This is a genomic window from Rhizobium halophilum, assembly GCF_021648825.1.
Lineage (GTDB): Bacteria > Pseudomonadota > Alphaproteobacteria > Rhizobiales > Rhizobiaceae > Neorhizobium > Neorhizobium halophilum.
Genome location: NZ_JAKJHS010000003.1, coordinates 13,403 through 38,682, shown reverse-complemented (window position 1 = coordinate 38,682; position 25,280 = coordinate 13,403). Strand labels below are relative to the sequence as shown.

General features: G+C 60.3%; 28 protein-coding genes and 1 tRNA gene. 15 read left to right on the top strand and 14 right to left on the bottom strand.

Going from position 1 to position 25,280, the window contains the following annotated elements:
• Positions 1 to 95: 95 nt before the first annotated feature.
• The 6 genes from LXM96_RS07845 to LXM96_RS07820 all read right to left on the bottom strand — a co-directional run bounded on the left by LXM96_RS07845 (position 96) and on the right by LXM96_RS07820 (position 4,158).
• A complete protein-coding gene (locus LXM96_RS07845) occupies positions 96 to 1,025 on the bottom strand; it encodes an electron transfer flavoprotein subunit alpha/FixB family protein (protein ID WP_239997847.1) in 930 nt (309 codons plus the stop codon).
• A gap of 26 nt (positions 1,026 to 1,051) precedes the next feature.
• Complete coding sequence (locus LXM96_RS07840) at positions 1,052 to 1,801, bottom strand: electron transfer flavoprotein subunit beta/FixA family protein (protein ID WP_239997846.1); 750 nt, start codon at positions 1,799 to 1,801, stop codon at positions 1,052 to 1,054.
• A gap of 141 nt (positions 1,802 to 1,942) precedes the next feature.
• Complete coding sequence (locus tag LXM96_RS07835) at positions 1,943 to 2,689, bottom strand: rhomboid family intramembrane serine protease (RefSeq protein ID WP_239997845.1); 747 nt, start codon at positions 2,687 to 2,689, stop codon at positions 1,943 to 1,945.
• Between the two features lie 19 nt (positions 2,690 to 2,708).
• On the bottom strand, positions 2,709 to 3,281 hold the full coding sequence (locus tag LXM96_RS07830; RefSeq protein ID WP_239997844.1) for a cob(I)yrinic acid a,c-diamide adenosyltransferase: 573 nt from the start codon (positions 3,279 to 3,281) through the stop codon (positions 2,709 to 2,711).
• 2 nt (positions 3,282 to 3,283) lie between these two features.
• A complete protein-coding gene (locus tag LXM96_RS07825; protein WP_239997843.1) occupies positions 3,284 to 3,481 on the bottom strand; it encodes a twin transmembrane helix small protein in 198 nt (65 codons plus the stop codon).
• Between the two features lie 20 nt (positions 3,482 to 3,501).
• On the bottom strand, positions 3,502 to 4,158 hold the full coding sequence (locus LXM96_RS07820) for an SDR family NAD(P)-dependent oxidoreductase (protein ID WP_239997842.1): 657 nt from the start codon (positions 4,156 to 4,158) through the stop codon (positions 3,502 to 3,504).
• A 65-nt stretch (positions 4,159 to 4,223) separates the two neighbouring features.
• Here LXM96_RS07820 and LXM96_RS07815 point away from each other — a divergent pair, with 65 nt between their 5' ends.
• Positions 4,224 to 5,174 carry a YihY/virulence factor BrkB family protein gene (locus tag LXM96_RS07815; RefSeq protein WP_239997841.1) on the top strand — a complete coding sequence of 317 codons (951 nt, stop codon included), beginning with the start codon at positions 4,224 to 4,226 and terminating at the stop codon, positions 5,172 to 5,174.
• On the opposite strand, the gene gluQRS is transcribed toward LXM96_RS07815, so the two are convergent.
• Complete coding sequence (gene gluQRS, locus LXM96_RS07810) at positions 5,139 to 6,035, bottom strand: tRNA glutamyl-Q(34) synthetase GluQRS (protein ID WP_239997840.1); 897 nt, start codon at positions 6,033 to 6,035, stop codon at positions 5,139 to 5,141. The two genes, LXM96_RS07815 and gluQRS, sit on opposite strands and share 36 nt — an antisense overlap.
• Before the next feature lie 31 nt (positions 6,036 to 6,066).
• Between gluQRS and LXM96_RS07805 the strand changes: the two genes are divergently transcribed.
• Entirely contained in the window at positions 6,067 to 6,711 is a 645-nt protein-coding gene (locus tag LXM96_RS07805) for a DNA-3-methyladenine glycosylase family protein (RefSeq protein WP_239997839.1), read from the top strand.
• A 92-nt stretch (positions 6,712 to 6,803) separates the two neighbouring features.
• The gene (locus tag LXM96_RS07800) at positions 6,804 to 7,361 is read left to right on the top strand and encodes an HNH endonuclease (protein ID WP_239997838.1); all 558 of its coding nucleotides are present in this window, start codon (positions 6,804 to 6,806) and stop codon (positions 7,359 to 7,361) included.
• Here LXM96_RS07800 and LXM96_RS07795 read toward each other — a convergent pair.
• Positions 7,358 to 7,876: a disulfide bond formation protein B gene (locus LXM96_RS07795; RefSeq protein WP_239997837.1), complete on the bottom strand. Its 519-nt coding sequence runs from the start codon at positions 7,874 to 7,876 to the stop codon at positions 7,358 to 7,360. The two genes, LXM96_RS07800 and LXM96_RS07795, sit on opposite strands and share 4 nt — an antisense overlap.
• 175 nt (positions 7,877 to 8,051) lie before the next feature.
• Positions 8,052 to 8,136, bottom strand: a tRNA-Leu gene (locus LXM96_RS07790).
• A gap of 242 nt (positions 8,137 to 8,378) precedes the next feature.
• Here LXM96_RS07790 and LXM96_RS07785 point away from each other — a divergent pair.
• The gene (locus LXM96_RS07785; protein WP_239998209.1) at positions 8,379 to 10,013 is read left to right on the top strand and encodes an AMP-binding protein; all 1,635 of its coding nucleotides are present in this window, start codon (positions 8,379 to 8,381) and stop codon (positions 10,011 to 10,013) included.
• 18 nt (positions 10,014 to 10,031) lie between these two features.
• Here LXM96_RS07785 and LXM96_RS07780 read toward each other — a convergent pair whose 3' ends face one another.
• The 3 genes from LXM96_RS07780 to secA form a co-directional block, all read right to left on the bottom strand.
• Positions 10,032 to 11,315, bottom strand: coding sequence for a GNAT family N-acetyltransferase (locus LXM96_RS07780; RefSeq protein WP_239997836.1), 1,284 nt, complete (start codon positions 11,313 to 11,315; stop codon positions 10,032 to 10,034).
• 2 nt (positions 11,316 to 11,317) lie between these two features.
• Complete coding sequence (locus tag LXM96_RS07775; protein ID WP_239998207.1) at positions 11,318 to 12,730, bottom strand: lipopolysaccharide biosynthesis protein; 1,413 nt, start codon at positions 12,728 to 12,730, stop codon at positions 11,318 to 11,320.
• A 148-nt stretch (positions 12,731 to 12,878) separates the two neighbouring features.
• Positions 12,879 to 15,596: a preprotein translocase subunit SecA gene (secA, locus tag LXM96_RS07770; RefSeq protein WP_239997835.1), complete on the bottom strand. Its 2,718-nt coding sequence runs from the start codon at positions 15,594 to 15,596 to the stop codon at positions 12,879 to 12,881.
• Between the two features lie 250 nt (positions 15,597 to 15,846).
• Between secA and LXM96_RS07765 the strand changes: the two genes are divergently transcribed.
• The 6 genes from LXM96_RS07765 (at position 15,847) to LXM96_RS07740 (ending at position 19,862) form a co-directional block, all read left to right on the top strand.
• Complete coding sequence (locus LXM96_RS07765) at positions 15,847 to 16,734, top strand: peptidylprolyl isomerase (protein WP_239997834.1); 888 nt, start codon at positions 15,847 to 15,849, stop codon at positions 16,732 to 16,734.
• Positions 16,735 to 16,792: 58 nt separating this feature from the next.
• Complete coding sequence (gene argJ / locus LXM96_RS07760) at positions 16,793 to 18,034, top strand: bifunctional glutamate N-acetyltransferase/amino-acid acetyltransferase ArgJ (protein ID WP_239997833.1); 1,242 nt, start codon at positions 16,793 to 16,795, stop codon at positions 18,032 to 18,034.
• 6 nt (positions 18,035 to 18,040) lie between these two features.
• Positions 18,041 to 18,817, top strand: coding sequence for a GNAT family N-acetyltransferase (locus LXM96_RS07755; RefSeq protein WP_239997832.1), 777 nt, complete (start codon positions 18,041 to 18,043; stop codon positions 18,815 to 18,817).
• Positions 18,814 to 19,224, top strand: a complete 411-nt coding sequence (gene mutT / locus LXM96_RS07750; RefSeq protein WP_239997831.1) for an 8-oxo-dGTP diphosphatase MutT — start codon at positions 18,814 to 18,816, stop codon at positions 19,222 to 19,224. The genes LXM96_RS07755 and mutT overlap by 4 nt, the downstream gene beginning before the upstream one ends.
• Before the next feature lie 107 nt (positions 19,225 to 19,331).
• Entirely contained in the window at positions 19,332 to 19,652 is a 321-nt protein-coding gene (locus LXM96_RS07745; protein WP_239997830.1) for a hypothetical protein, read from the top strand.
• Between the two features lie 36 nt (positions 19,653 to 19,688).
• Complete coding sequence (locus LXM96_RS07740; RefSeq protein WP_239997829.1) at positions 19,689 to 19,862, top strand: Flp family type IVb pilin; 174 nt, start codon at positions 19,689 to 19,691, stop codon at positions 19,860 to 19,862.
• Here LXM96_RS07740 and LXM96_RS07735 read toward each other — a convergent pair.
• A complete protein-coding gene (locus LXM96_RS07735; protein ID WP_239997828.1) occupies positions 19,859 to 20,749 on the bottom strand; it encodes a class I SAM-dependent methyltransferase in 891 nt (296 codons plus the stop codon). The genes LXM96_RS07740 and LXM96_RS07735 overlap by 4 nt on opposite strands.
• Before the next feature lie 61 nt (positions 20,750 to 20,810).
• On the opposite strand from LXM96_RS07735, the gene LXM96_RS07730 reads away from it, so the two are divergent.
• The 4 genes from LXM96_RS07730 to LXM96_RS07715 are packed head-to-tail and all read left to right on the top strand — an operon-like array spanning position 20,811 to position 23,193.
• Positions 20,811 to 21,584 (top strand): ComF family protein, encoded by a 774-nt coding sequence (locus LXM96_RS07730; protein WP_239997827.1) that lies wholly within the window; start codon positions 20,811 to 20,813, stop codon positions 21,582 to 21,584.
• Between the two features lie 60 nt (positions 21,585 to 21,644).
• The gene (grxC, locus tag LXM96_RS07725; protein ID WP_239997826.1) at positions 21,645 to 21,902 is read left to right on the top strand and encodes a glutaredoxin 3; all 258 of its coding nucleotides are present in this window, start codon (positions 21,645 to 21,647) and stop codon (positions 21,900 to 21,902) included.
• An 11-nt stretch (positions 21,903 to 21,913) separates the two neighbouring features.
• Complete coding sequence (locus LXM96_RS07720; protein ID WP_239997825.1) at positions 21,914 to 22,768, top strand: carbon-nitrogen hydrolase family protein; 855 nt, start codon at positions 21,914 to 21,916, stop codon at positions 22,766 to 22,768.
• On the top strand, positions 22,765 to 23,193 hold the full coding sequence (locus LXM96_RS07715; protein WP_239997824.1) for a DUF1178 family protein: 429 nt from the start codon (positions 22,765 to 22,767) through the stop codon (positions 23,191 to 23,193). The genes LXM96_RS07720 and LXM96_RS07715 overlap by 4 nt, the downstream gene beginning before the upstream one ends.
• A gap of 3 nt (positions 23,194 to 23,196) precedes the next feature.
• Here the strand turns inward: LXM96_RS07715 and ubiG are convergent, their stop codons facing one another.
• Positions 23,197 to 23,943: a bifunctional 2-polyprenyl-6-hydroxyphenol methylase/3-demethylubiquinol 3-O-methyltransferase UbiG gene (gene ubiG / locus LXM96_RS07710; protein WP_239997823.1), complete on the bottom strand. Its 747-nt coding sequence runs from the start codon at positions 23,941 to 23,943 to the stop codon at positions 23,197 to 23,199.
• Positions 23,944 to 24,462: 519 nt separating this feature from the next.
• Between ubiG and LXM96_RS07705 the strand changes: the two genes are divergently transcribed.
• The gene (locus LXM96_RS07705; protein WP_239998206.1) at positions 24,463 to 25,110 is read left to right on the top strand and encodes an SH3 domain-containing protein; all 648 of its coding nucleotides are present in this window, start codon (positions 24,463 to 24,465) and stop codon (positions 25,108 to 25,110) included.
• The last annotated feature ends 170 nt before the right edge of the window (positions 25,111 to 25,280 follow it).

The window sequence follows — 25,280 nt, the reverse complement described above, 5'->3', positions numbered from 1 at the left end:
GCGCTCATGTTGATGCCGGCCCTCTGCCGGACCGGCAACCGTTTGTCTTGCCTCAAAGCTCTTCTATCGCTGTTCGCACTTGCGAAGCAACTGTCTCACAGAGCCTTTTCCAGTTCCGGCAGTATGTCGAACAGATCACCGACGAGACCGTAATCGGCGACCTGGAAGATCGGCGCCTCCTCGTCCTTGTTAATCGCGACGATCACTTTGGAATCCTTCATGCCGGCAAGATGCTGAATAGCGCCGGAAATGCCTGCGGCAATGTAGAGGTCAGGTGCGACGACCTTGCCGGTTTGGCCCACCTGCCAATCGTTAGGGGCGTAGCCCGCATCGACCGCGGCCCGTGATGCGCCCACGGCAGCGCCCAGCTTGTCGGCAAGCGGCAGGATGACCTCCTGGAATTTCTCGGCCGATCCCAGTGCGCGACCACCCGAGACAATGATCTTGGCCGAGGTGAGTTCTGGACGCTCTGATGAGGCGATTGCATCCGAGACGAAGCTCGACAAACCGGGATTGGTCGGTGCCGACGCCTGTTCGACCGAGGCAGAACCACCTTCGCCGGTGGCTTGAAACGCTGCGGTGCGCACGGTGATCACCTTCTTTGCATCCGTCGACTGCACGGTCTGGATGGCGTTGCCTGCATAGATCGGCCGCTTGAAGGTGTCGGGCGAGATCACTTCGATGATCTCCGACACCTGCATCACGTCAAGGAGTGCCGCCACGCGCGGCATCACGTTCTTTGCAGACGCTGTCGCTGGTGCAATGATCGTGTCATAGCTGCCGGCGAGCGAGACGATCAGATCCGCCAGGGGCTCTGCGAGGCTGTTTGCCAGATCCGCGCTGTCGGCGAGCAGCACTTTGCCCACGCCGTCCAGCTTGGCGGCCGCGTCGGCCGCAGCCTGGCCGCCAGAGCCGGCAACCAGCACGTGGATGTCCCCACCGATCGCCTTGGCTGCCGTCAACGCTTTGGCAGTCTGGTCGGAAACGGACGTATTGTCGTGTTCTGCCAGAAGAAGAATGGCCATGTTCTTTGTCTCCCTGTTCTTCCGACTTAAAGCACGCCAGCTTCAGTCTTGAGCTTCTCGACGAGTTCAGCAACGTTGCCGACCTTGATGCCGGCCTTTCGTCCTCCCGGCTCTTCCGTCTTCAGCACCTTGAGGCGCTGGGCGGTCTCGACTCCGAAATCGGAAGCGGTCTTCTTGTCGAGTGGCTTCTTCTTTGCCTTCATGATGTTGGGCAGCGATGCATAACGCGGCTCGTTGAGGCGAAGATCGGTCGTCACGATGGCGGGGATCTTCACCTCCACCGTCTGCAGACCGCCGTCGACTTCGCGGGTCACCTTTGCAGAACCATCGCCGAGCTCGACCTTTGAGGCGAAGGTGGCCTGCCCCCAGTTCAAGAGCGCGGCCAGCATCTGGCCGGTCTGGTTGCTGTCGTCATCGATCGCCTGCTTGCCCATGATCACGAGGCCAGGCGCTTCCGCCTCGGCGACACCTTTCAAGATCTTGGCAACCGCGAGCGGCTCGACTGCCTCGTCTGTCTCCACCAGGATCGCCCGATCGGCGCCCATGGCAAGACCAGTGCGGAGGGTTTCTTCGGCCTTTGCCGGGCCGATGGAAACGACGACGACCTCTTCGGCCTTACCAGCCTCCTTGAGGCGAAGAGCTTCCTCGACTGCAATCTCGTCGAACGGGTTCATCGACATCTTGACGTTGGCGAGCTCTACGCCCGTTCCGTCCGGCTTGACGCGGATCTTGACGTTGTAGTCGACCACTCGCTTGACAGGCACCAGGATCTTCATGGGGTCCTTCCTTCACGTTTCGAGCCGCAAAGAATGCAGCCTCTCCCGTTTGTTCTTTCGTCAGTGGGCGACATGGATACCCATTTTTGTGACGATTACAACGCGGTTTTGGGCCTCAGTGCCTGCGGTTTGCTCATCCGGCTATGACTGTGAGCGCGGAAATGAGGGAACGCTCGCGCGCACCTCGACCGCCTTGGGCAAGACCACGCGTCGGTCGAAGAGCGGGACACCTTTGCGCCGCATCACGAGAACGAGCAAAGCACCTGCAATGATGCCACCCACGTGAGCGCCCCAGGACACCATGCCATCCAGATCCAGTGTCAGCATGATGAACTGCTGTGCAAGCCACAAGGTGAGCGGGATGAAGGCAGGGAGTGGAAGCGGAATGCGAAAGAAGACCAGGATCCAGAGCCGAACCCGCGGGTGGAGGATGAAATACGCTGCTACAATGCCCGAAATCGCGCCGGAAGCACCAATCAACGGGCCTTCGGATCCCGGTGTGACAAAGGAATGGAAGATCGCCCCAGCAACTGCACACAGGAGATAGAAGATCAGGAAGCGAAGATGACCCAAGGCGTCTTCGACATTGTCTCCAAAGACCCACAGGAACAGCATGTTGGAGGCGAGGTGCCAGAAATCCAGATGGATGAAGGCATAGGTGATGTACGTGAGGTCACTGGGGACAATCACGAGAGAAGGATCCAGAACAGCGGCTTTCGACGCTACGGCCGGAATGAAGCCGAGCCCCAGCGCTGCGAGTTCCCCGACAGCGGCGGGCGTCAGAGCCGTCAGCGCCCATACCGCGAAGTTCATCGCGATCAACCCAAAGGTTACATACTGTACGCGAATGTACTTCAGTGCGTTCACGTCGTGGATCGGGACGAACATCTCGTTTCCTGCCTTCCGGCTAGCGGTTCTTCCCAGGCACCCAGAGTACGTCGGCACGGCCGCCGTCATTTGCGTGACGTGCGGCGACGAAGAAGAAGTCGGACAGCCGGTTGATGTATTTGAGAGCCGGCGCGCCTAGGGATTCTCGCCGGGAAAGCTCCACCATCAAGCGTTCCGCCCGCCGCGAGACCGTGCGGGCAAGATGCAGAGCCGCCGCCGCTGGCGTGCCGCCAGGCAGCACGAACGAGCGGAGCGGCTCAAGCTCCGCATTCAATTGGTCGATCTCGGTTTCCAGCCGCTCCACCTGCGCGTCGACGATGCGCAGCGGAGGAAGCTCGGGATTCTCCTCGACCTGAGGATTGGCAAGATCCGCTCCCAGGTCGAACAGGTCGTTCTGGATACGCGCCAGCATGTTATCAAGTTTCGGTATGCTGCTTGTGTGAAGCCGCGCGAGCCCCACCGTAGAGTTCGTTTCGTCGACCGTTCCATAAGCATCCACCCGCAGGTCATGCTTGTCGCGGCGCGGGCCGCTGACCAAGGCGGTGGTTCCGGCGTCGCCGGTGCGGGTATAGATCTTGTTCAGCTTGACCATGGTCAGCGCCCGCCGCCCGTGATCCACAGCGTTAGCATGATGAGCACGATCGCTACGGCCTGAAGCATCAGACGAAGCTGCATCAGCTTGTTGGACTTGTTGGCGTCTGTACCCTTCATCATGTTAAAGAGGCCGCGCACCAAAACGAGGGCGACGAGGCCCATGACAATCAGCGCTAGGACGGTCGTGAAGCTGGACATCTGGTAGCTTGCCTATCTCGTCAGTCGAGCCGACGCATTATTCGATAAAAGACATCTGCTGGAAGCAGCCGTTTCAGCAACGCTCCCTGCTTGGCCGGTGTGGTGACATGATAATGTGGTTTGGGTCGCGCGGCGGTCAAGGCGTGCGTCAGCAGGCTTACCTGGATGCCGCTGCCTTCGAGTTCCATGCGCAGCGTGAGCGTCAGTCCCTCCAGAGCGTATTTGGAAGCTGTATAAGCACCACGAAAGCGATAGGGCAAGATGCCAAGGATTGACGAGCAGTTGACGATCCGGCCCGAGCCGTGGACGCGCATCAAGGGAATGACCTGTCGCGTGAGTTCGTGCCAGCCGAAGAGGTTCGTCTCAAACTGCTCGCGCAACACGTCCGTCGTGAGGTCCTCCACCGCGCCCGGCTGGCCGTAGGCGCCGTTGTTGAACAGCGCGTCGATCCGGCCACCTGTTCGCCCGCGCACAGTGTCGACGAGGGCGGCCACCGTCTCCGCGCGGGTGTAGTCCATCAGCAGCGCCTCGATCCCGTCGGCCTCTAAAGGCGCAAGATCCTCCGGCTTGCGGACCGTTGCAAACACCCGCCAATCCTCTGCCTTCAGCCTCCGTGCGCAATGGGCGCCGATGCCGGAGGAGCAGCCGGTGACGATGATGGACTTGCGATGCGGCATATTTGCTCCCTGTACAAGCTGACCGTGCATCCCATATTTCGCTGGCAGTGACAACGGAGCCGACCTTGGCTGAGAAGAACACCAGGATACGCGGGCTCGGCCTAGCTTATAAGGTCGCGTGGGATGCCTTTTGCCATTTCAACGAAGACGATGGCTGGGCACTGGCAAGCCACGTGGCGCTGTCCGGACTTCTCGCGCTGTTCCCTTTCTTGATCTTCGGAACTGCTCTGGCGGGCTTTCTCGGTGCCGACAGCTTTTCAGATACTGCTGTCCATCTCCTCTTCGACACCTGGCCGGAGGACATCGCCGCCCCCCTCTCGCGAGAAGTTGAACAGGTGCTGACCATCCCGAGAGGGGGGCTCCTGACGCTTTCGGTCCTTGCAGCCGCCTATTTCGCGTCCAATGGCGTGGAGGCCCTGCGCATTTCCCTGAATCGTGCCTACCGTGTCAGCGAAACCCGTGCATGGTACTATACGCGTCTGTCCAGCTTGGCATTTGTGATCGCCGCCGTCGTCATCTTTGCCATCATCAGTACGCTGCTTGTCGCCGTTCCAGTCGCACTGCGCTATGCCGAACGCTTTTTTCCCTGGCTTGAGGGGCTTCTGAGAGCGGCATCCGATTGGGGCATCTATGGCACGGTATTGGTACTGATGGCGGGCCTTATACTGTCGCACAAATGGTTGCCGGACGGTCAGCGCCGAATCGTCGACGTCCTGCCCGGCGTCGTGGTCACGCTTGTGTTTTGGACCTTCGGAGCATTGATCTTTGCGTCCTACCTGGCGACCTTCGCCAACTATGCTGCCACCTATGCCGGCCTGGCGTCGGTCATGATCGTGCTGGTCTTCCTTTACATGGTTGGCGTCATCTTCATGCTGGGTGCGGAGATCAATGCGGCTCTGATGAAGTACAGGGTGTATTCCGTCGTGGTGCATGCACGGCGTAAACGCCACAACCGCGACGGCAGCTCCATCAAGGATGCCTCAGAGCCCGATGCAGCGGCGGATCTGCGCCGGTGAGACCCCGGCCTGGCGCAGATCAGAAAGCGCCGTCGATCCGTTGCTCTTTGAAAGTTTTCGGCCGTCCTCCCCCTTGATCAGCCGATGATGGTGGTAGACCGGTTCATGCAGACCGAGCAGTTCCTGCAGCAATCGATGTAGCGAAGTCGCGTGAAAAAGGTCCATTCCCCGCACGACGTGGGTGATGCCTTGCGATGCATCATCGACCACCACTGACAGGTGATAGCTTGAGGGCGCATCGGAACGCGACAGGACAACATCGCCCCAGGCCGAAGGGTCAGCTTCCACGCCGTGTTCTGTGCCTTTGCCGGTTTCCCGCCAGGCCAATGGCCGTCCGACGAAAGCGACGGCTTTCTCCATGTCGAGACGCCAAGCATGGCGCACTCCGCGGGCAAGCAGTTCCTTGCGTTCTGCTGGGCTCCGCCGGCGGTCTTGGTCCGGATAGTGCGGAGACCCCTCGGGGTCGCGCGGCCATATTCCCCCTGCCGCCTCGTAGTCGCCCACGACAGCCTTCACCTCGCCCCGCGTCATGAAGGAGGGATAGACGAGGTCCCTGTCTACAAGCTCTTCAAGGACTGCGGCATAGGTGTCGAGGTGCTCCGACTGACGACGCACCGGATCATCCCAACGCAGGCCCAGCCATGCCAAGTCATCGTAAACGGCCGCCTCATATTCCGGCGTGCAGCGGCTGAGATCGATGTTCTCTATTCTCAGCAGGAACGATCCTCCGGCCTCAGCCGCCATGTCGTAATTGAGAATCGCCGACAACGCATGGCCCAGATGCATCCTGCCGTTGGGGCTCGGGGCAAAACGAAAAACGGGCCTTTGACCGGATTGTGCGCGCATGCTTTCTTCTTGCATGGATTTTGAGCAACGGCCACAGGGACAGACGATGCGGCTGATCCGCACGGAAGAGGATATTCAGCAAGGCTTGCGGTACCTTGTGGCGATCGACCCACGCCTGATCCCGATCGCGGCGGCTGCAGGGCCGCTGCCGCTCCGGTTGTCGCGACCGGGGTTTGCGGGATTGTCCTTTATCATCGTCTCCCAGATGGTGTCTAAGGCAAGTGCTACTGCGATCTGGAACCGGATGTCCGCGGCCGGCGCAGTGACCCCAAAAGGGTGGCTTTCTCACCGCCCGGAGACAATATCAAGCTTCGGGCTTTCCGCCGCCAAGAAGGCTACTCTCGCCAATCTTGCCGTCGCAGTGTTGCGATCGGATCTTGACCTGGAGGAGATCTGCCGTGCCGAACCAGAGACTGCCATAGCACAACTGACGGCGCTGCCGGGCATCGGACCGTGGACGGCAGAAGTTTACCTGATGCTTTGCGGCGGACACCCTGATGTTTTTCCTGCTGGTGACGTCGCGCTGCAGGCTTCGCTTGCGCGTGCTTTCCGGTTGCCTGAAAGGCCAGGCGCGCGCGTCGCAGCAAACATAGCTTCGACGTGGGCGCCGTGGCGCTCCGTTGCTGCCCGCCTCTTCTGGTCCTACTATTCTACGGATGCCGGCAAGGATGCCGTTCCGCTTGCCCCTTAGCATTTCGGTTCTAGTTGTTAATGTGGCTTCACAATTCTGTGGCATCGGACCTAATATAAAGCTGCAGATGCCGAATCGGTAAGGAGTACCCCTTGACGATTGCAGTCTCTCCCCAGGCCTTGCCGGCGCTCGTCCTGAACGCCGACTACCGGCCGTTGAGTTACTACCCCTTGTCGCTTTGGTCCTGGCAGGACGCGATCAAGGCGGTTTTCCTTGACCGTGTTAACATCATCGCGGAATACGAACACTCGGTCTCCTCTCCGAGCTTCTCCATGCGCCTGCCGAGCGTGGTCAGCCTGAAGACCTACGTTCAGCCGACACGGCATCCAGCCTTCACGCGCTTCAATGTCTTCCTACGCGATCGCTTTGAGTGCCAGTATTGCGGAGCGCACGAGGAACTCACTTTCGACCATGTGATCCCGCGCGCTCATGGCGGGCAGACCACGTGGGAGAATGTCGTAGCCGCCTGTTCGCCCTGCAATTTGCGTAAGGGGAGCAAGCTGCCGAAGCAAGCGGCGATGTTCCCCCACCAAAAGCCGTTCCAGCCAACCGTTCAGGACTTGCACAACAATGGGCGGCTTTTCCCGCCGAACTACCTGCACGAAAGCTGGATGGACTATCTTTACTGGGATACCGAGCTGCAGCCTTAGGCTTTCCGTGTCGCACCGATGAAGGCGACCGCCGCAAGTGCTAAGCTTGCGATCACATTCCACCCCGCAAAAGAAAGACCCAAGACACGCAGCGAGGCTTTTGTGCACGACGGCCCGCGGTAAGCGTTCAAGTCATCCAAAAGACTGCCGGCATTGGTCGCAACGCCTGTCGCGCTGGTGGCGCAGGTCGCGGGACCTTCCCAAAAACCCCATTCGACGCCGGAATGGTAGACGCCCATGCCGGCGCTAACGAGCATCAGGATCCCAACGACCGCCAGAAGGCCGCGCACGGTCCAGGCAGGAAGTTGGAAAACCGCGGCGAGAATGGCGGCGACGCCAATGGGAATTCCATAATAGTAGGGATCGCGCTGCAACAGGCAGAGGGCGCAGGGAATATAGCCGCCGATATGCTGAAACGCGAGCGCGCCGCCTACCGTGGCGGTCATGCCAAGAGTTACGGCTGCGGCATATCCGGCCAACGTCCGAGAGGCTGCGGTCGATAGAGCGGATGCCATCTTGATCTCCTGTTGACAGTTCGTCTTCCCTTATCAGATGGAGGCCAACTGTAAACGAGTCGACTGGAGAAGACCGTCGAAGGCAGCTCTGCCTTCCAGAGCATCTGTTTTTTGGGGACCGGTCGCCGTGACTTCGAGGGCACTTCAAGGAGTGCTAAAAATGGCTCGGCAATTGTGGTGCCCCGTGCCGGAATCGAACCAGCACTCCTTTCGGAACCTGATTTTGAGTCAGGCGCGTCTACCAATTCCGCCAACGGGGCACGGAAGGTACGGGACAGGCCTGTATCACGCCACCCGGCAGGAGCGCAAGGTAGAACTCCGTCGCCTGTTGGGCCTTCGTTCCGGCGGGATTCGAGGCCGGCTATCAGATTGGTCCGGTGCGTGAGCCTACAAAACCATCACCAGGACTGCTCCGCAACTCGAGAAGCACATGCGTCGGGCCCGCTTGTAGGCGGAGCGCACTGATGCTAGCGGATGGGTAATGCTGTCAGCAATGAAGGCCATGCTGCTACCCTCCCGATCATCCTATGACGATATCATTCGCGACTTCGAGTGGCGAATTCCCCCTAACCTCAACATGGGCGTGGCGGTCAGCGATGCATGGGCGGCCAAGGAGCCAGATCGGATCTGTCTACAGCACTTCGATCCCGCTGGCCGTCATCTCTCTATGAGCTACGGCGAATTGTCGGCACGCTCCAACTCCCTGGCGAATGGTCTTTCGGGTCTAGGGGTCTTACAGGGAGAACGGGTTGCGCTTCTTCTGCCGCAAGGCCACGATACTGTTGTGTCGCACGTCGCGATCTACAAGCTGGGCGCCATCGCGCTCCCCCTGGCTCTGCTGTTCGGCGAGGAGGCGCTCGTCTACCGTCTGAAAGCCGCAGGCGCTGCAGTGCTCATCACCAACGCTTTTGGCCTCTCGCGCCTGCAGGGAGCGCTGTCGCGTCTGCCGGACCTGCGGAATGTCATTGTGACCGAGGAGGTGCCTGCAGGGCCGAACCTCATTCGGCTAGACGAGCTTGTCGCGCAACATGCGCCGGTGCACGAGCCCGCCGACACGACACCTGATGATCCTGCTCTGATGATCTTCACGTCAGGGACGACCGGGTTGCCCAAAGCTGCCGTGCACGGTCATCGCGTGCTCGGTGCACATATCCCCGGCTTTCAGATGGGCCATGACCTCGCTCCTCAGGTAGGGGACCGGATCTGGACGCCCGCAGACTGGGCCTGGGCCGGTGGCTTGCTCAATGTGCTGATGCCATCGCTGATGCTGGGAATTCCGGTTGTTTCGTCTCCGGCGCAGAAGTTCGACCCTCACATGGCCTTTCGCATTCTTTCGGAGATGCAAGTGCGCAACGCCTTCATCCCGCCGACGGCATTGCGCCTGCTCAAGCAGGTGGAGAATCCACAAGAGATCTACCGGCTCAACTTGCGCAGCATCACGTCCGCAGGGGAAGCGTTGGGCCGTGAGACTTATGAATGGGCGCGTCAGACTCTCGGGGTGACCGTCAACGAACTTTTTGGCCAGACCGAATGCAACTTCGTCCTTGGCTCTTCGGCAAGACTCGGTATCTCTCGCGCCGGCGCCATCGGACGAGCTATTCCGGGGCATCAGATCGCGATCGTAGACGATAAGGGACATCCACTTGATGCAGGATCCCTAGGGCAGATAGCGGTGAAAGCACCAGATCCAGGGATGTTCCTTGGGTACTGGAACGACCCTGAAGCGACCGCGGCAAGGTTTGCGGGCGGGTGGCTGCTGACTGGCGACCTGGGGCGCCAGGATCCTGACGGTTATGTCACCTTTGTTGGCCGCGACGACGACATCATAACCTCGTCGGGCTACCGCATCGGGCCGAGCGAGGTTGAGGACTGTCTCGTGGCGCATCCGGCAGTGCGTCTCGCCGCAGTGATCGGGAAGCCTGATCCGGTGCGGACAGAGATCGTCAAAGCGTATGTGGTCTTGGCGGAGGGAACCGATCCCTCCAAGACGCTTGCCGATGAACTTCGTGATTGGGTGAAGGACAGGCTGTCCATGCATGAGTACCCCCGCGAGTTCGCGTTCGTTGGCGAACTGCCGTTGACCACCAGCGGAAAGGTCATCCGGCGGCTGCTGCGGCAGCCCGCCGTTGCACGGTAGAGCGTCTCACTGCAGCGTTCATTCGGGTTTGCGGGCGATAGACATGATTTTCTGGCGTAGGAGCCGGGCCATGTTGCGGGTGCTGTTATACATGTGAAGCTGCGCTGATACTTGACGCACATCCCGGTCGCTGTTTCGGCTCAATCCGATGACCAGCGTGCCCATCTCCTCGCGCTCCCTCCAGAACCGGCTCATGATCGGATGGTTTGGAATGGCGCAGGAATCGGTGCGAAGGATGTTAGCGTCGTTGAGATGCCACTCGGTGAGTTTCATCATCAAGAGCTTGCCCGGCGAGTGACGGCGGAACGTTTCGTCATAGGCAGTTTTCCAGGTGAAGGCCTCTCCCGCCATGAGGAAGACAACGAGCGAGGCGATCGCTTTGCCCTGGTATTCAACGGTGTGGATCCGCACGGCGTCGATTTCTGCCAGATTGGTGATGGCCTCACGAGCGAAAGCGGCGCGGTAGCGATCGTTGATCAAGGCCGTGCGCTTGCGTCCCTTCCAGCCCATTCCCTCCAGCGCCAGGAATTCCTCCATCTTCAGACGCACGTCCTCAGGCTGCCGCGCTACGGCATATTCCAGCCTGCCTTGCGCCGCGAGCCTTCGCCACTGACGGCGCATTTCTCGATAGTGGTGCGGAGAGATCGCTTCCTTCAGGTAGGTCTCCGCAGGCTCAGCACTCTCCAGCATAGGTCGCTGTAGACGCTCAGTGAGCGTGACGGGTAGATCGCGCGATACCGCGACAGCCCTCATCAACTGTGCGAACCGTCCGTTCAATCTGACCTGTGGCAGAACGAGAACAGAGGGAAGATGTGCTTCCGGCCTTGCCAGAGCCTCAAGCAAATTGTCCAGGGTTTCGGCTGCACCTTCAGCATCTACCAAAGGAGTACCGAGCGGCCCGAAGGGATTGGCCCAGGCGCGAACGATAGCGGGACCGACAGAGAAGCCAGGCTTCTCCACCGTGAACGGCATGAGCAGACGCATCCGGCTGCGCTCGCCTTCCTCATCACGGATCAGCGCGAACCGGACCGGCTTGTCGTCGATGCGCGGCATGGCCGGTGCCAAAAGGCGGGCGCTGAAAAAGATGTTGGCTTCCATCGCGCGATTGGTGAGGAACTCCAGCTCCTGCTGGATTTCGTAACCAAAGGACGCCGGATAAAGGCAGAGTTCGCGCCCCACTCTGCCGACGGCAACCTGCGCATCCGCCTGCGGCCGGTCCTGCCGCCATGTCGGCGCCAGTGGCTGAGGCCAGCCTGCATCCAAAGCGCGCGCGAGATCAGAGCTATTGGGAGGTTGTGACATGGTCATACAGCCTTGATACTCGGAGCAATGTGAGGTCGGGCCAGCGCGAACAACGTGATACCCAGCGTGCGGCGTATGGCGACATGGAGGAGCAGTGCCTCCAGAGCCATCGCCAACGATGTCGCGACCGCGGCACCCGCAAGGCCTAGTTGCGGTATAAGGATCATGTTCGCGACAACCGCGGCGGCGAGAACCACCCCATAGATCAGAACACAGAGTTTTTCATGCCCGCCCATGCTCAGCAGTGTCTCGCCCGGTCCGATCAGAGCCTTCGCGAGGATACCCGCAAACAGGATCGGCAGTAACCAGTGTCCTTCGGTGAAGGCGGGGCCGAAGAGGCTCAGAAGCTGCTCTCCGATGAGAATTAGTGCGAGCCCGATGACGAGCGACGGCCAGAAACTCCAACGGGTAACTTGGCCGGCAAAGCGGGCGAGTTCCTCCTTGTCTTTGATCGCAAGCAAAACGGAAAAACGGGGACTGGCGGCTGCTTTGACCGCGAACGCCACGAACTGGACTATGACGATGATCTTGGTGACCGCGAAATAGATACCGACCTGATCCGGCGGCAAGTAGAGACCCACAACCACGACGTCAGCGTTTGTCAGCAGAAAGCCGATACCATCGATGAGAAAGATCGGCAGCGAGTATGCCAGCCACGCGCGGGAGTGAATCCGCATTGTTCCACGGCCATAGGTCCGCTGTAACCTGACACGTAGCCGGGCGTACTGCAGAAGTGTGGTGACGTAGGTCGCCGCGAGCGCCGCTTGCATGGCGGTCACGGCGGTTTCTGGCGCACCGAGCGAGACGGCGGAAATCATGAATGCGAGGATCAGTGTCGGGCGGATGAGGAAGGTTGGACTCAGCGCCGTTACGGTCCAGCTGTTTGCGCGAGCCGTCCCGTCCAGCACGTCACCCAGAGCGATCATCGGCAGGGTCACCAGCGCAAGAAACAGGGGCACGAGCCAGTAAGTCTCGAACAGGTTGCCGTAGAAATGCAGGAACAGGAGGCCGGCTCCCGTTACGACGCTTGCGCAAACAAGAGTGAAAACACGTGCGGCGAGCAGCAGGCCGCGCGCGGCGGCAATGTCGCCTGCCGTGTGGTGATACGGAAGAAAGCGGATGATCGACGTGTGGAAACCCAGGCATGAAAGGCTGCCGCCCAGGATCACAAGAACCCAGACGAACGCGAAGATGCCATATTCGAATTCGCCCATGACACGGGCCAGAATGATCTGGGAAACGAGCGCAATTGCAGCACTGACAACCCGGATGGAGAAGGCGACCAGAGCCTGAGCTTGCGCATGGGCCGTGTCCCCCTCGGCGTTCCGCTTCTCATTGAAGCGGACAAGCCAAGGCGCAAGCCGCCTGCGCAGGCTGTTCGGGAGGAACTTCTCCGCCGTTTCGATGACCGCAATGATCGGCACGCAATACTCGCATCAAACGCAACACGCGATGCCAGTCTTGCCACGGCAGGGTTAACAATCCTTGCGGTGGTTGCCATTTCCCGCACACCAAACGAGCTATGCCGCGCGGAAGCGACATCGCCGATCTTGCTGCTATGCCCTAAGCCTGCTCGAAAGCGCCGTGGCAATGCTTGTATTTTTTGCCTGACCCGCAAGGGCATGCCTCGTTACGGCCGACCTTGCCCCAAGTCTCCGGGTCTGTCGGATCCCGATCATCGGGCGCCACTTGCATGCCGGAATCGTTCCCACCGGCGTAATCGTCATCACCCGTGAGGGGATCAAGATGGTGAGCTTCCATCACCGGCGGCGGTTCGGGTGCGGGTTGATCACGCACCAGCTCGACGCGCATCATCTGCGCAGTCACAGCCTCGCGCAGGTTAGCGAGCAGCGCCTGGAAGAGCTCGAAAGCCTCAGCCTTATATTCCTGCAGCGGATCCCGCTGCGCATAACCGCGGAAACCGACGACGGAACGCAGGTGATCAAGGTTTACGATGTGCTCGCGCCACAGGTGGTCAACGGTCTGCAGGACGATCGACCTCTGGACATAGTTCATGACCTCGGGTCCGAAGCGTTCGGCGCGGTCAGCGGCTGCCAGGTCGGCAGCCTTGGTGATGCGCTCGCGGATATCGTCTTCGCCGATGCCTTCTTCCGTTACCCAATCCTCGATCGGTAGGTCGAGATTGAGGAGCCGCTGGATCTCCGTCTTGAGGCCGGCAGCGTCCCATTGCTCCGCATAGGCGCGTTCGGGAATATGTTTTGCCACCAAAATCTCGATGACCTCGTTGCGCATATCCGCGACGATTTCACCCAGTGCTTCCGGGTCGGCATCCATCAGTTCGATGCGCTGTTCAAAGATCACCTTGCGCTGGTCGTTGGTGACGTCGTCGTACTTCAGGAGGTTTTTGCGAATGTCGAAGTTGCGCGCCTCGACCTTCTTTTGAGCACGTTCCAAAGCCTTGTTGATCCAAGGATGGACGATCGCCTCACCCTCTTTCAGCCCAAGCTTCTGCAACATCCCGTCCATCCGGTTGGTGCCGAAGATGCGCATCAGGTCATCCTGCAGCGACAGGTAGAACTTCGACCGACCCGGATCGCCCTGACGCCCGGAACGGCCACGCAGCTGGTTGTCGATGCGTCGGCTTTCGTGCCGCTCGGTGGCGATGACATAGAGACCGCCGGCAGCAAGCGCCTTTTCCTTCAGGGCCTTCACCTCGGCACGAATCGCGGCTTCCTTGGCGTCGCGTTCAGGCCCCGGCTCCAGCCCCTCAAGGTCGCGTTCCAGACGCATGTCGATATTGCCGCCAAGCTGAATGTCGGTGCCTCGACCGGCCATGTTGGTCGCGATCGTGACGGCGCCCGGCACGCCCGCCTGGCTGACGATGTAAGCCTCTTGCTCGTGATAGCGTGCGTTGAGCACATGGAACTTGTCGAAGCCCGACTGCTTCAACATGGTTGCGAGCAGCTCGGACTTTTCGATCGAGGTCGTTCCGACGAGAACCGGCTGGTTCCGCTCGTGGGCAGCCTTGATCTCCTCGATGATCGCCTTGAATTTCTCTTCGAAGGTTCGGTAGACCTCGTCGTCTTCGTCGATACGCTGGATCGGCAGGTTGGTCGGCACCTCGATAACCTCGAGACGATAAATGTTGCCGAACTCCTCGGCCTCCGTCGCAGCCGTACCGGTCATGCCAGCCAGCTTGTCGTACATGCGGAAGTAGTTCTGGAAGGTGATTGAGGAAAGTGTCTGGTTTTCTGGCTGGATCTGCACCTTTTCCTTGGCCTCCAGCGCCTGGTGCTGGCCCTCGGAATAGCGGCGGCCGGGCATCATGCGGCCGGTGAACTCGTCGATGATGACGATCTCGCCGTTGCGGACGATGTAGTCCTTGTCGCGGGTGAAGAGCTTGTGGGCCTTCAGCGCGTTGTTGATATGGTGGACGATGGCGACGTTCTCCACGTCGTAGAGGCTCTCGCCCTTGAGAAGCCCGGCCTGGCGAAGCAGGTTCTCCAGCTTTTCCGTGCCAACTTCCGAGAAGTTCGCCGAGCGCTGCTTTTCGTCGATTTCGTAATCTTCCTCCGACAGCATCGGGATGAAGGCGTCGATGGTGGTGTAGAGGTCGGAACGGTCGTCCAGCGGCCCGGAAATAATCAGCGGCGTGCGTGCTTCATCGACAAGGATCGAATCGACTTCGTCGACGATGGCATAGTTGTGGCCGCGCTGAACCATCTGGTTGCGCTCGTACTTCATGTTGTCGCGAAGATAATCGAAGCCGAGTTCGTTGTTGGTCGCATAGGTAATGTCGCAGGCGTAGGCAGCGCGGCGCTGGTCGTCATTCAGGCCGTGAACGATCACGCCTGTCGTCAAGCCAAGGAAGCCGTAGAGGCGCCCCATAGTCCCGGCGTCGCGGCTGGCGAGGTAGTCGTTCACGGTCACGACATGCACGCCTTTGCCGGCCAGAGCGTTGAGATAGACTGCGAGCGTTGCCACTAGCGTCTTGCCCTCGCCCGTTTTCATTTCTGCAATGGCGCCATCGTGAAGGATCATCGCGCCGGTCAGCTGAACATCGAAAGGGCGCATGCCGAGTACGCGGCGGGACGCCTCGCGCACCACGGCAAAGGCCGGCACGAGAAGGTCGTCAAGGTTCTTGCCGTCCTCTAGCTGTTGGCGGAACTCGGCGGTCTTCGCCGCAAGCTCTGCGTCGGACAGAGACTTGATCTGGTCTTCGAGGGCGTTGACGGCCTCAACCGATGATCTGTAGGAGCGAATGCGACGTTCGTTTGCAGAGCCGAACAGTTTGCGGGCCAATCCGCCAAAGCTGACCATCAGAATGGTCCTTTCCAGTCATCTTTACATAAAAGAAAGCGAAGCCTTAGGCCGAGTTTTCGCCCGGCAAATTGCCCGCTGCGCCCGGAAACTCTTCTGGACGCAAAGTTGCGTGACAGATAAGAGGGGGGTCGATTGATGTCAACGGTAGCGGCCGATACACAAAGGCCACATTCCGATGTTTGTGAAGGCTTTCCGACCGGGATCAGGCGCTTCTGAGACCGGCATCCATATCTCGAAAGGTGACTTGATGTTGCGCCACAAATTCCTCGCCACGGCTGCTCTTGCTGTCGCGGTTTCCTTCGCCGCTCCAGCCTTCGCGCAGGAAGATGCAGTTGTTGCCAAGGTCGGCGACATGGAGATCCACCAGTCGGAGCTTGACCTCGCGATCCAGAACCTTGACCCCCAGCTGCAGCAGCTTCCCGATGAGCAGAAGCGGGTTGCCGCGCTTTCCGGCGCAATCGATGTCAAGCTTCTTGCGCAGGGCGCGGTCGACGAGGGCATCGACGAGACGGAGGACTTCCAGAAGCGACTGGACTACATCAAGGACCGTGAGTTGCATAACGCCTACTTCCGCAAGCATGTGGTCGACGCCGTGACCGAGGACGAGGTCAAAGCTCGCTACGAGAAGGAAATTGCAGCCCTTCCGAAGCAGGAAGAGGTCAGTGCCCGCCACATCCTCGTGAAGACCGAGGAAGAGGCAAACGACGTTATCAAGCAGCTCGACGCCGGCGAGGATTTTGCCGAACTCGCCAAGGAGAAGTCTGAGGACTCGAACAAGTCCGACGGCGGCGATCTCGGCTGGTTCACCAAGGGTCGCATGGTACCTGAATTTGAGGAAGCAGCCTTCGCGCTAGAGAAGGGCGAGTATACGAAGACGCCGGTGAAGTCGCAGTTTGGCTACCACGTCATCACGCTTGAAGATCGTCGCGACGTACAGCCTCCGGCGCTAGAGCAGGTCGAGCCGCAGGTGCGTCAGCTGGTGATGCGTGAAAAGTATCTTTCGATCATCGAAAAGGCAAAGGCCGAGCGGGAGGTCGAGATCATGGACGAAGCTCTGCGCGCGGGTTATGAAGAGGTCAACAAGGCTCCCGATGCCGACCCCGCAGCGGGCGAGGCGCCTGCGGACCAGCAATAAGACTTTCCCAAGGGCCCGGTTTTCCGGGCCCTTCCATGTTCAGCCCGGATCGCCACTGATGTCAGCTTCCATATCTCCGCTCGCTCCGAAGTCCTTTCCTGACATGCCGGAAATCCCTGGCGTGCGCATGGCGACTGCGGCCGGCGGCATCAAGTACAAGAACCGCACGGACGTGCTGTTGATGGTGTTCGACCAGCCTGCGGCTGTGGCCGGCGTCTTTACGCGGTCCAAGTGTCCATCAGCGCCGGTCGACTTCTGCCGCGCCAATCTGTCGCACGGAAAGGCACGCGCCGTCGTGGTGAATTCGGGCAATGCCAACGCCTTTACCGGTGTCAAGGGCAAGGCCGCCACGGAACTCACGGCGAAGTCGGCGGCGGCCGCGGTCGGCTGCGACGAGAACGAGGTCTATCTCGCTTCGACCGGCGTGATCGGCGAGCCGCTCGATGCAACGAAGTTTGTCGGCGTCCTCGGCGCCATGAACGACAGCGCCGTGCCGGACTTCTGGCTGGAAGCAGCCAAGGCGATTATGACCACCGACACCTATCCCAAAGTTGCGACCCGGAGGGCTAAAATCGGCGGCACGCAGGTGACGATTAACGGCATTGCCAAGGGTGCCGGCATGATCGCGCCGGACATGGCAACGATGCTCTCCTTCGTGGTGACGGACGCGGATATCGAGGCGACGGTTTTGCAGCAACTGCTCTCCGCCGGTGTCGAGCCGAGCTTCAACTCCGTCACGGTTGATAGCGACACATCCACCTCGGATACGCTGATGCTGTTTGCCACGGGCGTTGCAGCGGCCTGCGGCCAAGTCAAGGTGACGTCGGCCGATGATCCGGCTTTGGAAGAGTTTCGCGCCGCGCTGAACGATCTCCTCAGGGATCTTGCCTTGCAGGTCGTCCGCGATGGCGAGGGCGCCCGTAAGATGGTGGAGATCACAGTCACTGGTGCCGAGAACGACCTCGCTGCCAAGAAGATAGCGCTCTCGATCGCCAATTCGCCGCTCGTCAAAACCGCTGTCGCCGGCGAGGACGCCAATTGGGGGCGCATCGTCATGGCAGTCGGGAAATCGGGTGAGATGGCCGATCGTGACAAACTGGCCATCTGGTTTGGCGATGTGCGCGTGGCGGTCGACGGGGAACGGGATCCCGCTTACTCGGAGGCTGCGGCGACGGCGATCATGCAGCAAGAAGACATTCCGGTGCGTGTCGACCTGGGTATCGGCGAAGGCCAAGCCACGGTCTGGACCTGCGATCTAACCAAGGAATATGTCGCCATCAACGGCGACTATCGGAGCTGAGGTCGCATGCAAGCAACCTCTTCTTCAAGCAACCTGCCGCTTGTTCGCCGCCTTGAGGCCGTTGGCTTTCGCGCATGGCCGGCCGCGACCGTCATCTATGACGGCAGCTGGCAGGTTCGTCTCTCCGGTGGACATCCTTCGAAGCGGCTGAACTGCATCGTGCCTCTGGATCCTTCGGACGTACGTGACATGGACTTGCGGCTAGAGAAGGCACGCAAGCGTTTCCAAGCCTACGGTCGCCCGCTTATCGTGCGGCAGACGCCGCTTGCGCCGCCGCGTTTGATCGAGACGTTGATTGAGCAAGGCTGGCAACGGTTTGAGACTGTCCAAGTCATGACAGCGGATTTGGGACGTCCCGCACTTCCGGACACCATCGATCATTTGCCGACGCATGACATCGGCCGATTCGTCGACGCCAACCTGCAAGTGCGCGGCGAAGATCCGGGACTGAAGCCTGCCTTGGCAGAGGTACTGAGTGCCATCAAGCCGGCGACAGGACTGTTTGTCATTGAGAAGCCGCGACATGGCCCAATGGCTGTGGCGCTTTGCGTGCAGGACAATGATCTTGCCGGAGTCATGGAGTTTGCCGTGGCAGAGGCTTTCCGGCGTCAGGGCTTCGGAGCTGAAATGCTTGCCTCCGCACTACGCTGGGCCCGCATCAGTGGCGCCCGCAGTGCATGGTTACAGGTTCTTGACACGAACACGCCCGCACTTGAGCTGTATCGGAAGTTCGGGTTTGAAGCGGTTTATGAGTATCACTATTGGCGGGAGGCGGATCGATGACGAACATACGTCCGCTCCTGCTCGTTGCTGCCTGCGCGCTTATCGATCCAGACGGGCGTATCCTTCTTGCACAGCGTCCGGAGGGAAAGTCGCTTGCTGGGCTTTGGGAATTTCCCGGCGGTAAAGTCGAGCAGGGAGAGACACCTGAGGAGACGCTGATTCGGGAACTGGAAGAGGAGCTCGGAATTTTCACGAAGGTCCCATGTCTCGCGCCGGTCACCTTCGCCAGTCACACCTACGAGGCATTTCACCTGCTTATGCCGCTTTTCATCTGCCGCCGCTACGAGGGCATCCCGATGGGTCGTGAAGGGCAGGCGATCAAGTGGGTGCGGCCACGTGATCTTCGTTCCTATCCTATGCCGCCGGCCGACGAACCACTGATCCCTATCCTCCAGGACCTGCTTTAAAGTCACAGTCATTGCCGGAATAGCAACGACGTTAACAGATCGTTTATCCGAATGTTCTAGGCTCTCCTTTCACCAAGGCAGTGTATGCGTTGACGAGGCTTGAGACCATGGACAAGGACGTCTGGAAGACTGTGCGGGCTCGCAAGCGATCATCCCACGGATCCGGCAGGACCGGCGCCTTAAACATAGCGCTGTTGTTCGGCACTGCCGCAATCGCACTGTCCCTGATCGTTACTCCGATGCTCGCCGAACAGCACGACATGCGCCACCTGGCGCACGTCCAGGAAGAAGTCGATTGGATGACGACTGGTTCGATTGGTGGCACCAAACAAGGGTCGAGACATTACACAATCCGTCGCAGCGTGCTTCAGAAGACGCCGGGATCCATCTGCATCATCCAGCCCTACGACGTCGACAACCGCTGCTGATCTGGTAACTGGTGAATCAACTGCGAAGGAAATTCTATGCATCTGCTCCGATCCCTGTCGCGGTCGAAGGAAGGTGCCACGGCAATTGAATACGGGCTCATCGCAGCATTGATAGCGGTCGCCCTGATCGTTGGACTTGGCGGGTTTTCAGATGCGCTGCTGAATGTCTTCAACACGATTGAAGGCTATCTGGAGAGCGCAGTCAGCTAACGGCCGTCGCTGCCGCGGTGATCAGGCGGCATTTTCAGTGCATCGGCGAGCCGCATCTTGGCAGAGCCGGGCTTGAGCGGTTGCTGCTGGCTCTCGTGGGGAGCCCAGCCGGACGCATAGATGATGGAGAACGTCGCTCTGATGCGCCCGTCCGAGTCAGAGTAGCGCTCTGCGTAGAGTTCCGCGGCACGGAAGAAAAAGGCTCGGTTAACCGGTATTCTGCTTCGTCCGACCAGCGGATTTGCCATGCCCATGGCGCGCAGATCGCGCATCAGAGGAAACAGCGACTCATAACGTACGATATAGCTCTCAACATCGACCACCGGCAACGCAAAACCCGCTCGTTGCAGTAGGGCGCCGACATCGCGAACATCGGCGAAGGGGATGACCCTCGGGCTGGCGCCACCGCTGATCTCGGCTTCCGCCGTCAGAAGGATCTCACGGAGTTCAGACAGCGTGCCAGCCCCAGGGATTGCCGCAAGAAAGAGACCATCAGGTGTTAAGGCCCGGCGAATGCGGACCAAGGCTCCTGGCGTGTCATTGACAAGGTGCAGCGATAGCGGAGACAGGACGAGGTTGACGGATGCGGGTGCGAGCGGCACGTCGTCCAGCGGGGCAATAGTTATTTCTCCGGCTGCGGCAAAGGCGGCGCTCGTCTCGATCCTGCTTATTGTGCCGACCTTGCCCGTTTCCAGCGCCAGCTGGGCAGCGATACCCGTTCCGCCATGCAACTCGGCAGCGGCATCAAAATGCCGCTCGACCACTGAAAGGCGTTCGGCCAGTTCGCGTGCCGCGATGTCGAGCAGGAACGCTGCGCCAGGATCGCCTCGGCGAAACGCCCTCTCTCGCCGCTTTGCTGCCAGCGCCTGATCGAAAATCACTTCCATCGCGTCGTCCAATCTTAAAACTGCTTGCGCAATGGCGCGTCGCGCCCGCTAATGTCAATCCATGGTGGCTGATCACCCGGAGCAGAAGCTCAGTATCCTCAGGCGATCCTCCGCGCTCCTGCGGTGGGTCGGCGAACTCGTCTATCCGTCCGTCTGCCCCGCATGTGGTGTGCGCACAGGGCGACACGCAAGTTTCTGCCCCACTTGCTGGGGCCAGATCCACTTTATCGAGCGGCCTTATTGCGAGATTCTCGGGGTTCCGTTCAGCTATGATCCGGGCGAGGGCATGGTGTCGGCGGAGGCGATCGCCGATCCGCCGGTCTTCGACCGACTGCGCAGCGCTGCGATCCATGAGGGGCCGGTGCGGCATCTGGTGCATGCCTTGAAATATCGCGACCGGACCGATCTGGCGCCGATGATGGCAGCCTGGATGCTGCGCGCCTCCGAGGAATTCGTCGGTCGGAGCGACGCCATCGTCCCCGTGCCGTTGCATCGCTGGCGATTTGTCAGCCGAAAGTTCAACCAGTCCGCCGAACTCGCACGTCACTTGGCAGGGCAGTCGGGTCGACCGTTTCTGTCAAGTACGCTTATCAGGGTCAAAAATACCTCCCGCCAGGTGGGCCTGACGGCGAGGCGCCGTGAGGCGAACGTCCGGGCAGCCTTCAAGGTAGTGCCGGGTCGGGAAACCGATGTTGCCGGTAAGCACATCCTGCTGGTTGACGACGTGTTCACGACGGGTGCAACCGTCTCCTCTGCAACACGCGCCTTGAAGAAGGCAGGGGCTGCTGAGGTCACGGTTTTGACCTTTGCAATGGCCATCGCCGGGCCTATATGACACCCGATGACAGTGCAAATGCGCGGCCCGCTCCCGCCCCGTCCGCGCTTGGAGAACCTGATGGCAGACGTCACGATCTACACCCGCCAAGGCTGCGGCTACTGCGTTCGCGCAAAGTCGCTGCTCACGACCAAAGGCGTCAATTTCACCGAACACGACGCGACCTACGCGCCGGATCTGCGGCAGGAAATGATCGGTAAGGCGAACGGCCGGTCGACATTCCCGCAGATCTTCATCAACGGGGAGCATGTCGGCGGTTGCGACGATCTCCACGCGCTGGAACGGGCTGGAAAGCTCGATCCAATGCTCGCCAACTGAGGAGAGGCACGATGACGTTCAAGGCGGCTGCGATTCAGATGTGCTCCGGCGTGGATCCGGAGAGAAATGCGGCTGACATGGCGCGGCTGGTGCGTGAGGCGGCAAGTCAGGGTGCGGTGTACGTCCAGACCCCGGAGATGACTGGCGCCGTGCAGAAGGACCGTCAGGGTCTGAAGGCGGTGCTGAAGGACGAGGCTGGCGACCTCATTGTATCAACGGCGCAAGCACTCGCCCGCGACCTCGGCATCCACGTCCATGTTGGCTCGACCGCCATTGCCCTGGACGACGGCAAGATCGCCAATCGGGGTTTCCTGTTTGCGCCGGGCGGCAGCCGGATCTGCACCTATGACAAGATTCACATGTTCGATGTCGACCTCGACAACGGCGAAAGCTGGCGCGAGAGCGCCGTCTATCGCCCTGGGGGCGAGGCACGCGTTGCCGATCTTCCTTTCGCCAAGCTCGGCTTCGCAATTTGCTACGACGTGCGCTTTCCGGCGCTATTCCGCACCGAAGCAGTGGCCGGCGCCGAAGTGTTGACCGTACCGGCCGCCTTCACCCGCCAGACGGGCGAAGCGCACTGGGAAGTGCTGTTGCGTGCCCGAGCGATCGAGAACGGCGCCTTCCTCATCGCGGCCGCCCAGGCAGGCGTGCATGAAGATGGCCGCGAGACGTTTGGCCATTCGATGATCATTGACCCTTGGGGCAAGGTGCTAGCATCTGCCGGCGGCAGTGGCGAGGCAGTCGTTTTGGCTGACATCGGCCTAGATCAGGTCAAGGCTGCCCGTAGCAAGATCCCTAACCTCACGAACGCCCGCGACTTCACGCTCGAGACCGTGACGGCGGAGGCGAAAGGGGTCGCCGCTTGATCCGCTATTCCCTCGTCTGCGGCAACGCCCATAGCTTTGAAGGCTGGTTTTCCGGGAGTGCCGACTTCGACCATCAGGTCGAGGCTGGCTTGCTGACCTGCCCCGTCTGCAATTCGGCCGCAGTCTCTAAGTCGCTGATGACACCGTCCGTTGCCACAGCGCGAAAGCGCGAGGAGAAACAGGCGGTGGCGATGGACATGGCGCAGAAGCAGATGATGGCGAAGCTGAAAGAAGCGGTTGCCGCCATCAAGGCCAACGCCGAGGATGTCGGGGCGAAATTCCCCGAGGAGGCGCGCAAAATCCACTACGGCGAGACGGATGCTCGAGGAATCATAGGGCAGGCTAGTTTCGCGGAGGTGCGGGAACTCCTGGACGAAGGCATCGAGATTGCGCCGCTACCGGTGCTCCCTGAAGACGCCAATTGAGCGTCAGCTCCGCTTCTTCCCCAGCAGCATGTAGTTGACGTCCATGTCCGGCGACAGGTTCCAGCGGTCCTGCAGCGGATTGAAGAAGACGCCGGTGCGGTGGATGATGTCCAGGCCGCCAGCGGAAAGTGGCGTCTCGATCTCGTCCGGACGTACCAGTTTCTCGTATTGATGGGTTCCTATCGGTAGCCAGCGCAGCACGTGTTCCGCTGCGAAGATGGCGAGTGCTCGCGCCTTGAAGGTACGGTTGATGGTGGCGACGAACATCAGTCCGCCGGGTTTGACCATAGCGCCGCAGGTGCGCATGAAGAAGTCGACATCGGCCACATGTTCGACGACCTCCATGTTGAGGACGACGTCGAAGGTCTCGCCAGCCTCTGCGAGCTGTTCGGCAGTCACGGCACGATAGTCCACATTGACGCTGGTTTCGGCGGCATGGGTCTGCGCAATCCTAATGTTCTTCTCCGAAGGGTCGGCGCCGACGACGCTCGCGCCCATGCGGGCAACGGGCTCCGAAAGCAGACCGCCGCCGCAACCGATATCGAGGACCCGCAGGCCGGACAGCGGTAGATGCCCTTTCGGATCGCGGCCGAAATTCTCCGAGACTCGGTCGCGGATATAGCCGAGGCGCACAGGATTGAACTTATGTAGCGGCTTGAACTTTCCCGTAGGGTCCCACCATTCCGCAGCCATCGCGGAGAAGCGATCGACTTCACTTTGGTCGATGGTGGTTTTTGCGGCATCGGTCATGGGTCTTCACCTCCGGCGTTTGAGCCTGAGGTCGGATGATCGGGCTCAGATGTCAAGGGTCGTTTCCGCTGCTTTGAGCCGGCACAAGTTTGCTACTCCACCGACAGGCAGCGAGTCCTGTTGCAGGACCTCCTTCGCATATCCAAAGGGTACGTAGAACTCGGCGCGAAATTGGCTGCATGAATGCTTGGTCTTCCCAAAGGCCGTGAAAGTCGGTCTCCGCATCCGTTGTGCTTCGAACTGACCCGCCCGCTCGGCTAAGTACGGGTGGGACAGGATCACTGACGCCCTGCCCATCGGGGAGCAATGATGCCGCGAGTTCGCAATCTTGAAAGGTAGGCTCTCCTGACAAAGATGAAGGGGCCGTTCATGACGGGTTCAGGCGCATTGGGAACAATGTTCCCCGTATCAACATTTTGCAGAAGCAGCCGGCATGATTGCGCTGCAGAGGATTCCCAGGAGGAACACGTGAGGAAGTATCTTTTAAGTGCCGCCGTGGCATTAGGAGCGCTAGTCGCCATGCCCTCGCTTGCAGATGCGGCAGTGCGCGGGTTTGCCACGGCGAATGTCAATATGCGCTCGGGCCCCAGTACGTCCTACCCGGCGGTCACCGTTATACCGAACGGCGCTCCGGTCACCATCTATGGGTGCATGAGCAGCGTGAACTGGTGCGACGTGGCCTTCAGCGGCGGTAGAGGATGGGTCTCGGGCAACTATGTCCAGGCTCGCTACCAGCAGCGACGTGTTGATGTTGGTCCCCAGTACTATCGCCCGCTCGGCATCCCCACCGTCACCTTCGAGATAGGCAACTATTGGGATCGGCATTACCGAGGCCGTGACTTCTACCGTGATCGCGATCGGTGGGACCGACGCGGCCGTGATTGGGATCGCCGCGACCGCGACCGTGGTGACTGGGACCGCGACCGCCGCCGTGGTGACTGGGATCGCGACCGCTGGGATCGTGATCGTGACAGAGACGATCGCCGTTGGAGCAGGGATGAGCGGGATCGTGATCGTCGAGAAGGGGATGGTGATCGCCGCCGCCGGGACCAAGACGATTCTGCCAGATCTCGTGATCAGGATGCTCCGAGGGAAGAGTTGCTGAGGCGGCGCGGATGGGACAACTCGCCGGCGCAGGAATGCATCGGCGACGCTCGCTGCCGCTAAAAACACGTTCTGGTCTAAGACGAGGTGAGCCTCCAGGCGAGGCTCATTTCAGAACAAGGACGGATGTCGCATCCGCTGCCATTGCGCGCCTACCACCTTTTCGCTAAGAGACCCCGCGAAATCCGGCTATCTCAAGGCGGATCCTTTGCACACGCCCCGTAGGGCGAACG

What these genes read in the sequence shown, in the direction of transcription:
- LXM96_RS07845 (WP_239997847.1), bottom strand. Translation starts at nt 1,025, where the DNA reads ATGGCCATTCTTCTTCTGGCAGAACACGACAATACGTCCGTTTCCGAC.
- LXM96_RS07840 (WP_239997846.1), bottom strand. Translation starts at nt 1,801, where the DNA reads ATGAAGATCCTGGTGCCTGTCAAGCGAGTGGTCGACTACAACGTCAAG.
- LXM96_RS07835 (WP_239997845.1), bottom strand. Translation starts at nt 2,689, where the DNA reads ATGTTCGTCCCGATCCACGACGTGAACGCACTGAAGTACATTCGCGTA.
- LXM96_RS07830 (WP_239997844.1), bottom strand. Translation starts at nt 3,281, where the DNA reads ATGGTCAAGCTGAACAAGATCTATACCCGCACCGGCGACGCCGGAACC.
- LXM96_RS07825 (WP_239997843.1), bottom strand. Translation starts at nt 3,481, where the DNA reads ATGTCCAGCTTCACGACCGTCCTAGCGCTGATTGTCATGGGCCTCGTC.
- LXM96_RS07820 (WP_239997842.1), bottom strand. Translation starts at nt 4,158, where the DNA reads ATGCCGCATCGCAAGTCCATCATCGTCACCGGCTGCTCCTCCGGCATC.
- gluQRS (WP_239997840.1), bottom strand. Translation starts at nt 6,035, where the DNA reads ATGCAAGAAGAAAGCATGCGCGCACAATCCGGTCAAAGGCCCGTTTTT.
- LXM96_RS07805 (WP_239997839.1), top strand. Translation starts at nt 6,067, where the DNA reads ATGCGGCTGATCCGCACGGAAGAGGATATTCAGCAAGGCTTGCGGTAC.
- LXM96_RS07795 (WP_239997837.1), bottom strand. Translation starts at nt 7,876, where the DNA reads ATGGCATCCGCTCTATCGACCGCAGCCTCTCGGACGTTGGCCGGATAT.
- LXM96_RS07785 (WP_239998209.1), top strand. Translation starts at nt 8,379, where the DNA reads ATGCTGCTACCCTCCCGATCATCCTATGACGATATCATTCGCGACTTC.
- LXM96_RS07780 (WP_239997836.1), bottom strand. Translation starts at nt 11,315, where the DNA reads ATGTCACAACCTCCCAATAGCTCTGATCTCGCGCGCGCTTTGGATGCA.
- secA (WP_239997835.1), bottom strand. Translation starts at nt 15,596, where the DNA reads ATGGTCAGCTTTGGCGGATTGGCCCGCAAACTGTTCGGCTCTGCAAAC.
- LXM96_RS07765 (WP_239997834.1), top strand. Translation starts at nt 15,847, where the DNA reads ATGTTGCGCCACAAATTCCTCGCCACGGCTGCTCTTGCTGTCGCGGTT.
- argJ (WP_239997833.1), top strand. Translation starts at nt 16,793, where the DNA reads ATGTCAGCTTCCATATCTCCGCTCGCTCCGAAGTCCTTTCCTGACATG.
- LXM96_RS07755 (WP_239997832.1), top strand. Translation starts at nt 18,041, where the DNA reads ATGCAAGCAACCTCTTCTTCAAGCAACCTGCCGCTTGTTCGCCGCCTT.
- mutT (WP_239997831.1), top strand. Translation starts at nt 18,814, where the DNA reads ATGACGAACATACGTCCGCTCCTGCTCGTTGCTGCCTGCGCGCTTATC.
- LXM96_RS07745 (WP_239997830.1), top strand. Translation starts at nt 19,332, where the DNA reads ATGGACAAGGACGTCTGGAAGACTGTGCGGGCTCGCAAGCGATCATCC.
- LXM96_RS07740 (WP_239997829.1), top strand. Translation starts at nt 19,689, where the DNA reads ATGCATCTGCTCCGATCCCTGTCGCGGTCGAAGGAAGGTGCCACGGCA.
- LXM96_RS07735 (WP_239997828.1), bottom strand. Translation starts at nt 20,749, where the DNA reads ATGGAAGTGATTTTCGATCAGGCGCTGGCAGCAAAGCGGCGAGAGAGG.
- LXM96_RS07730 (WP_239997827.1), top strand. Translation starts at nt 20,811, where the DNA reads ATGGTGGCTGATCACCCGGAGCAGAAGCTCAGTATCCTCAGGCGATCC.
- grxC (WP_239997826.1), top strand. Translation starts at nt 21,645, where the DNA reads ATGGCAGACGTCACGATCTACACCCGCCAAGGCTGCGGCTACTGCGTT.
- LXM96_RS07720 (WP_239997825.1), top strand. Translation starts at nt 21,914, where the DNA reads ATGACGTTCAAGGCGGCTGCGATTCAGATGTGCTCCGGCGTGGATCCG.
- ubiG (WP_239997823.1), bottom strand. Translation starts at nt 23,943, where the DNA reads ATGACCGATGCCGCAAAAACCACCATCGACCAAAGTGAAGTCGATCGC.
- LXM96_RS07705 (WP_239998206.1), top strand. Translation starts at nt 24,463, where the DNA reads ATGCCCTCGCTTGCAGATGCGGCAGTGCGCGGGTTTGCCACGGCGAAT.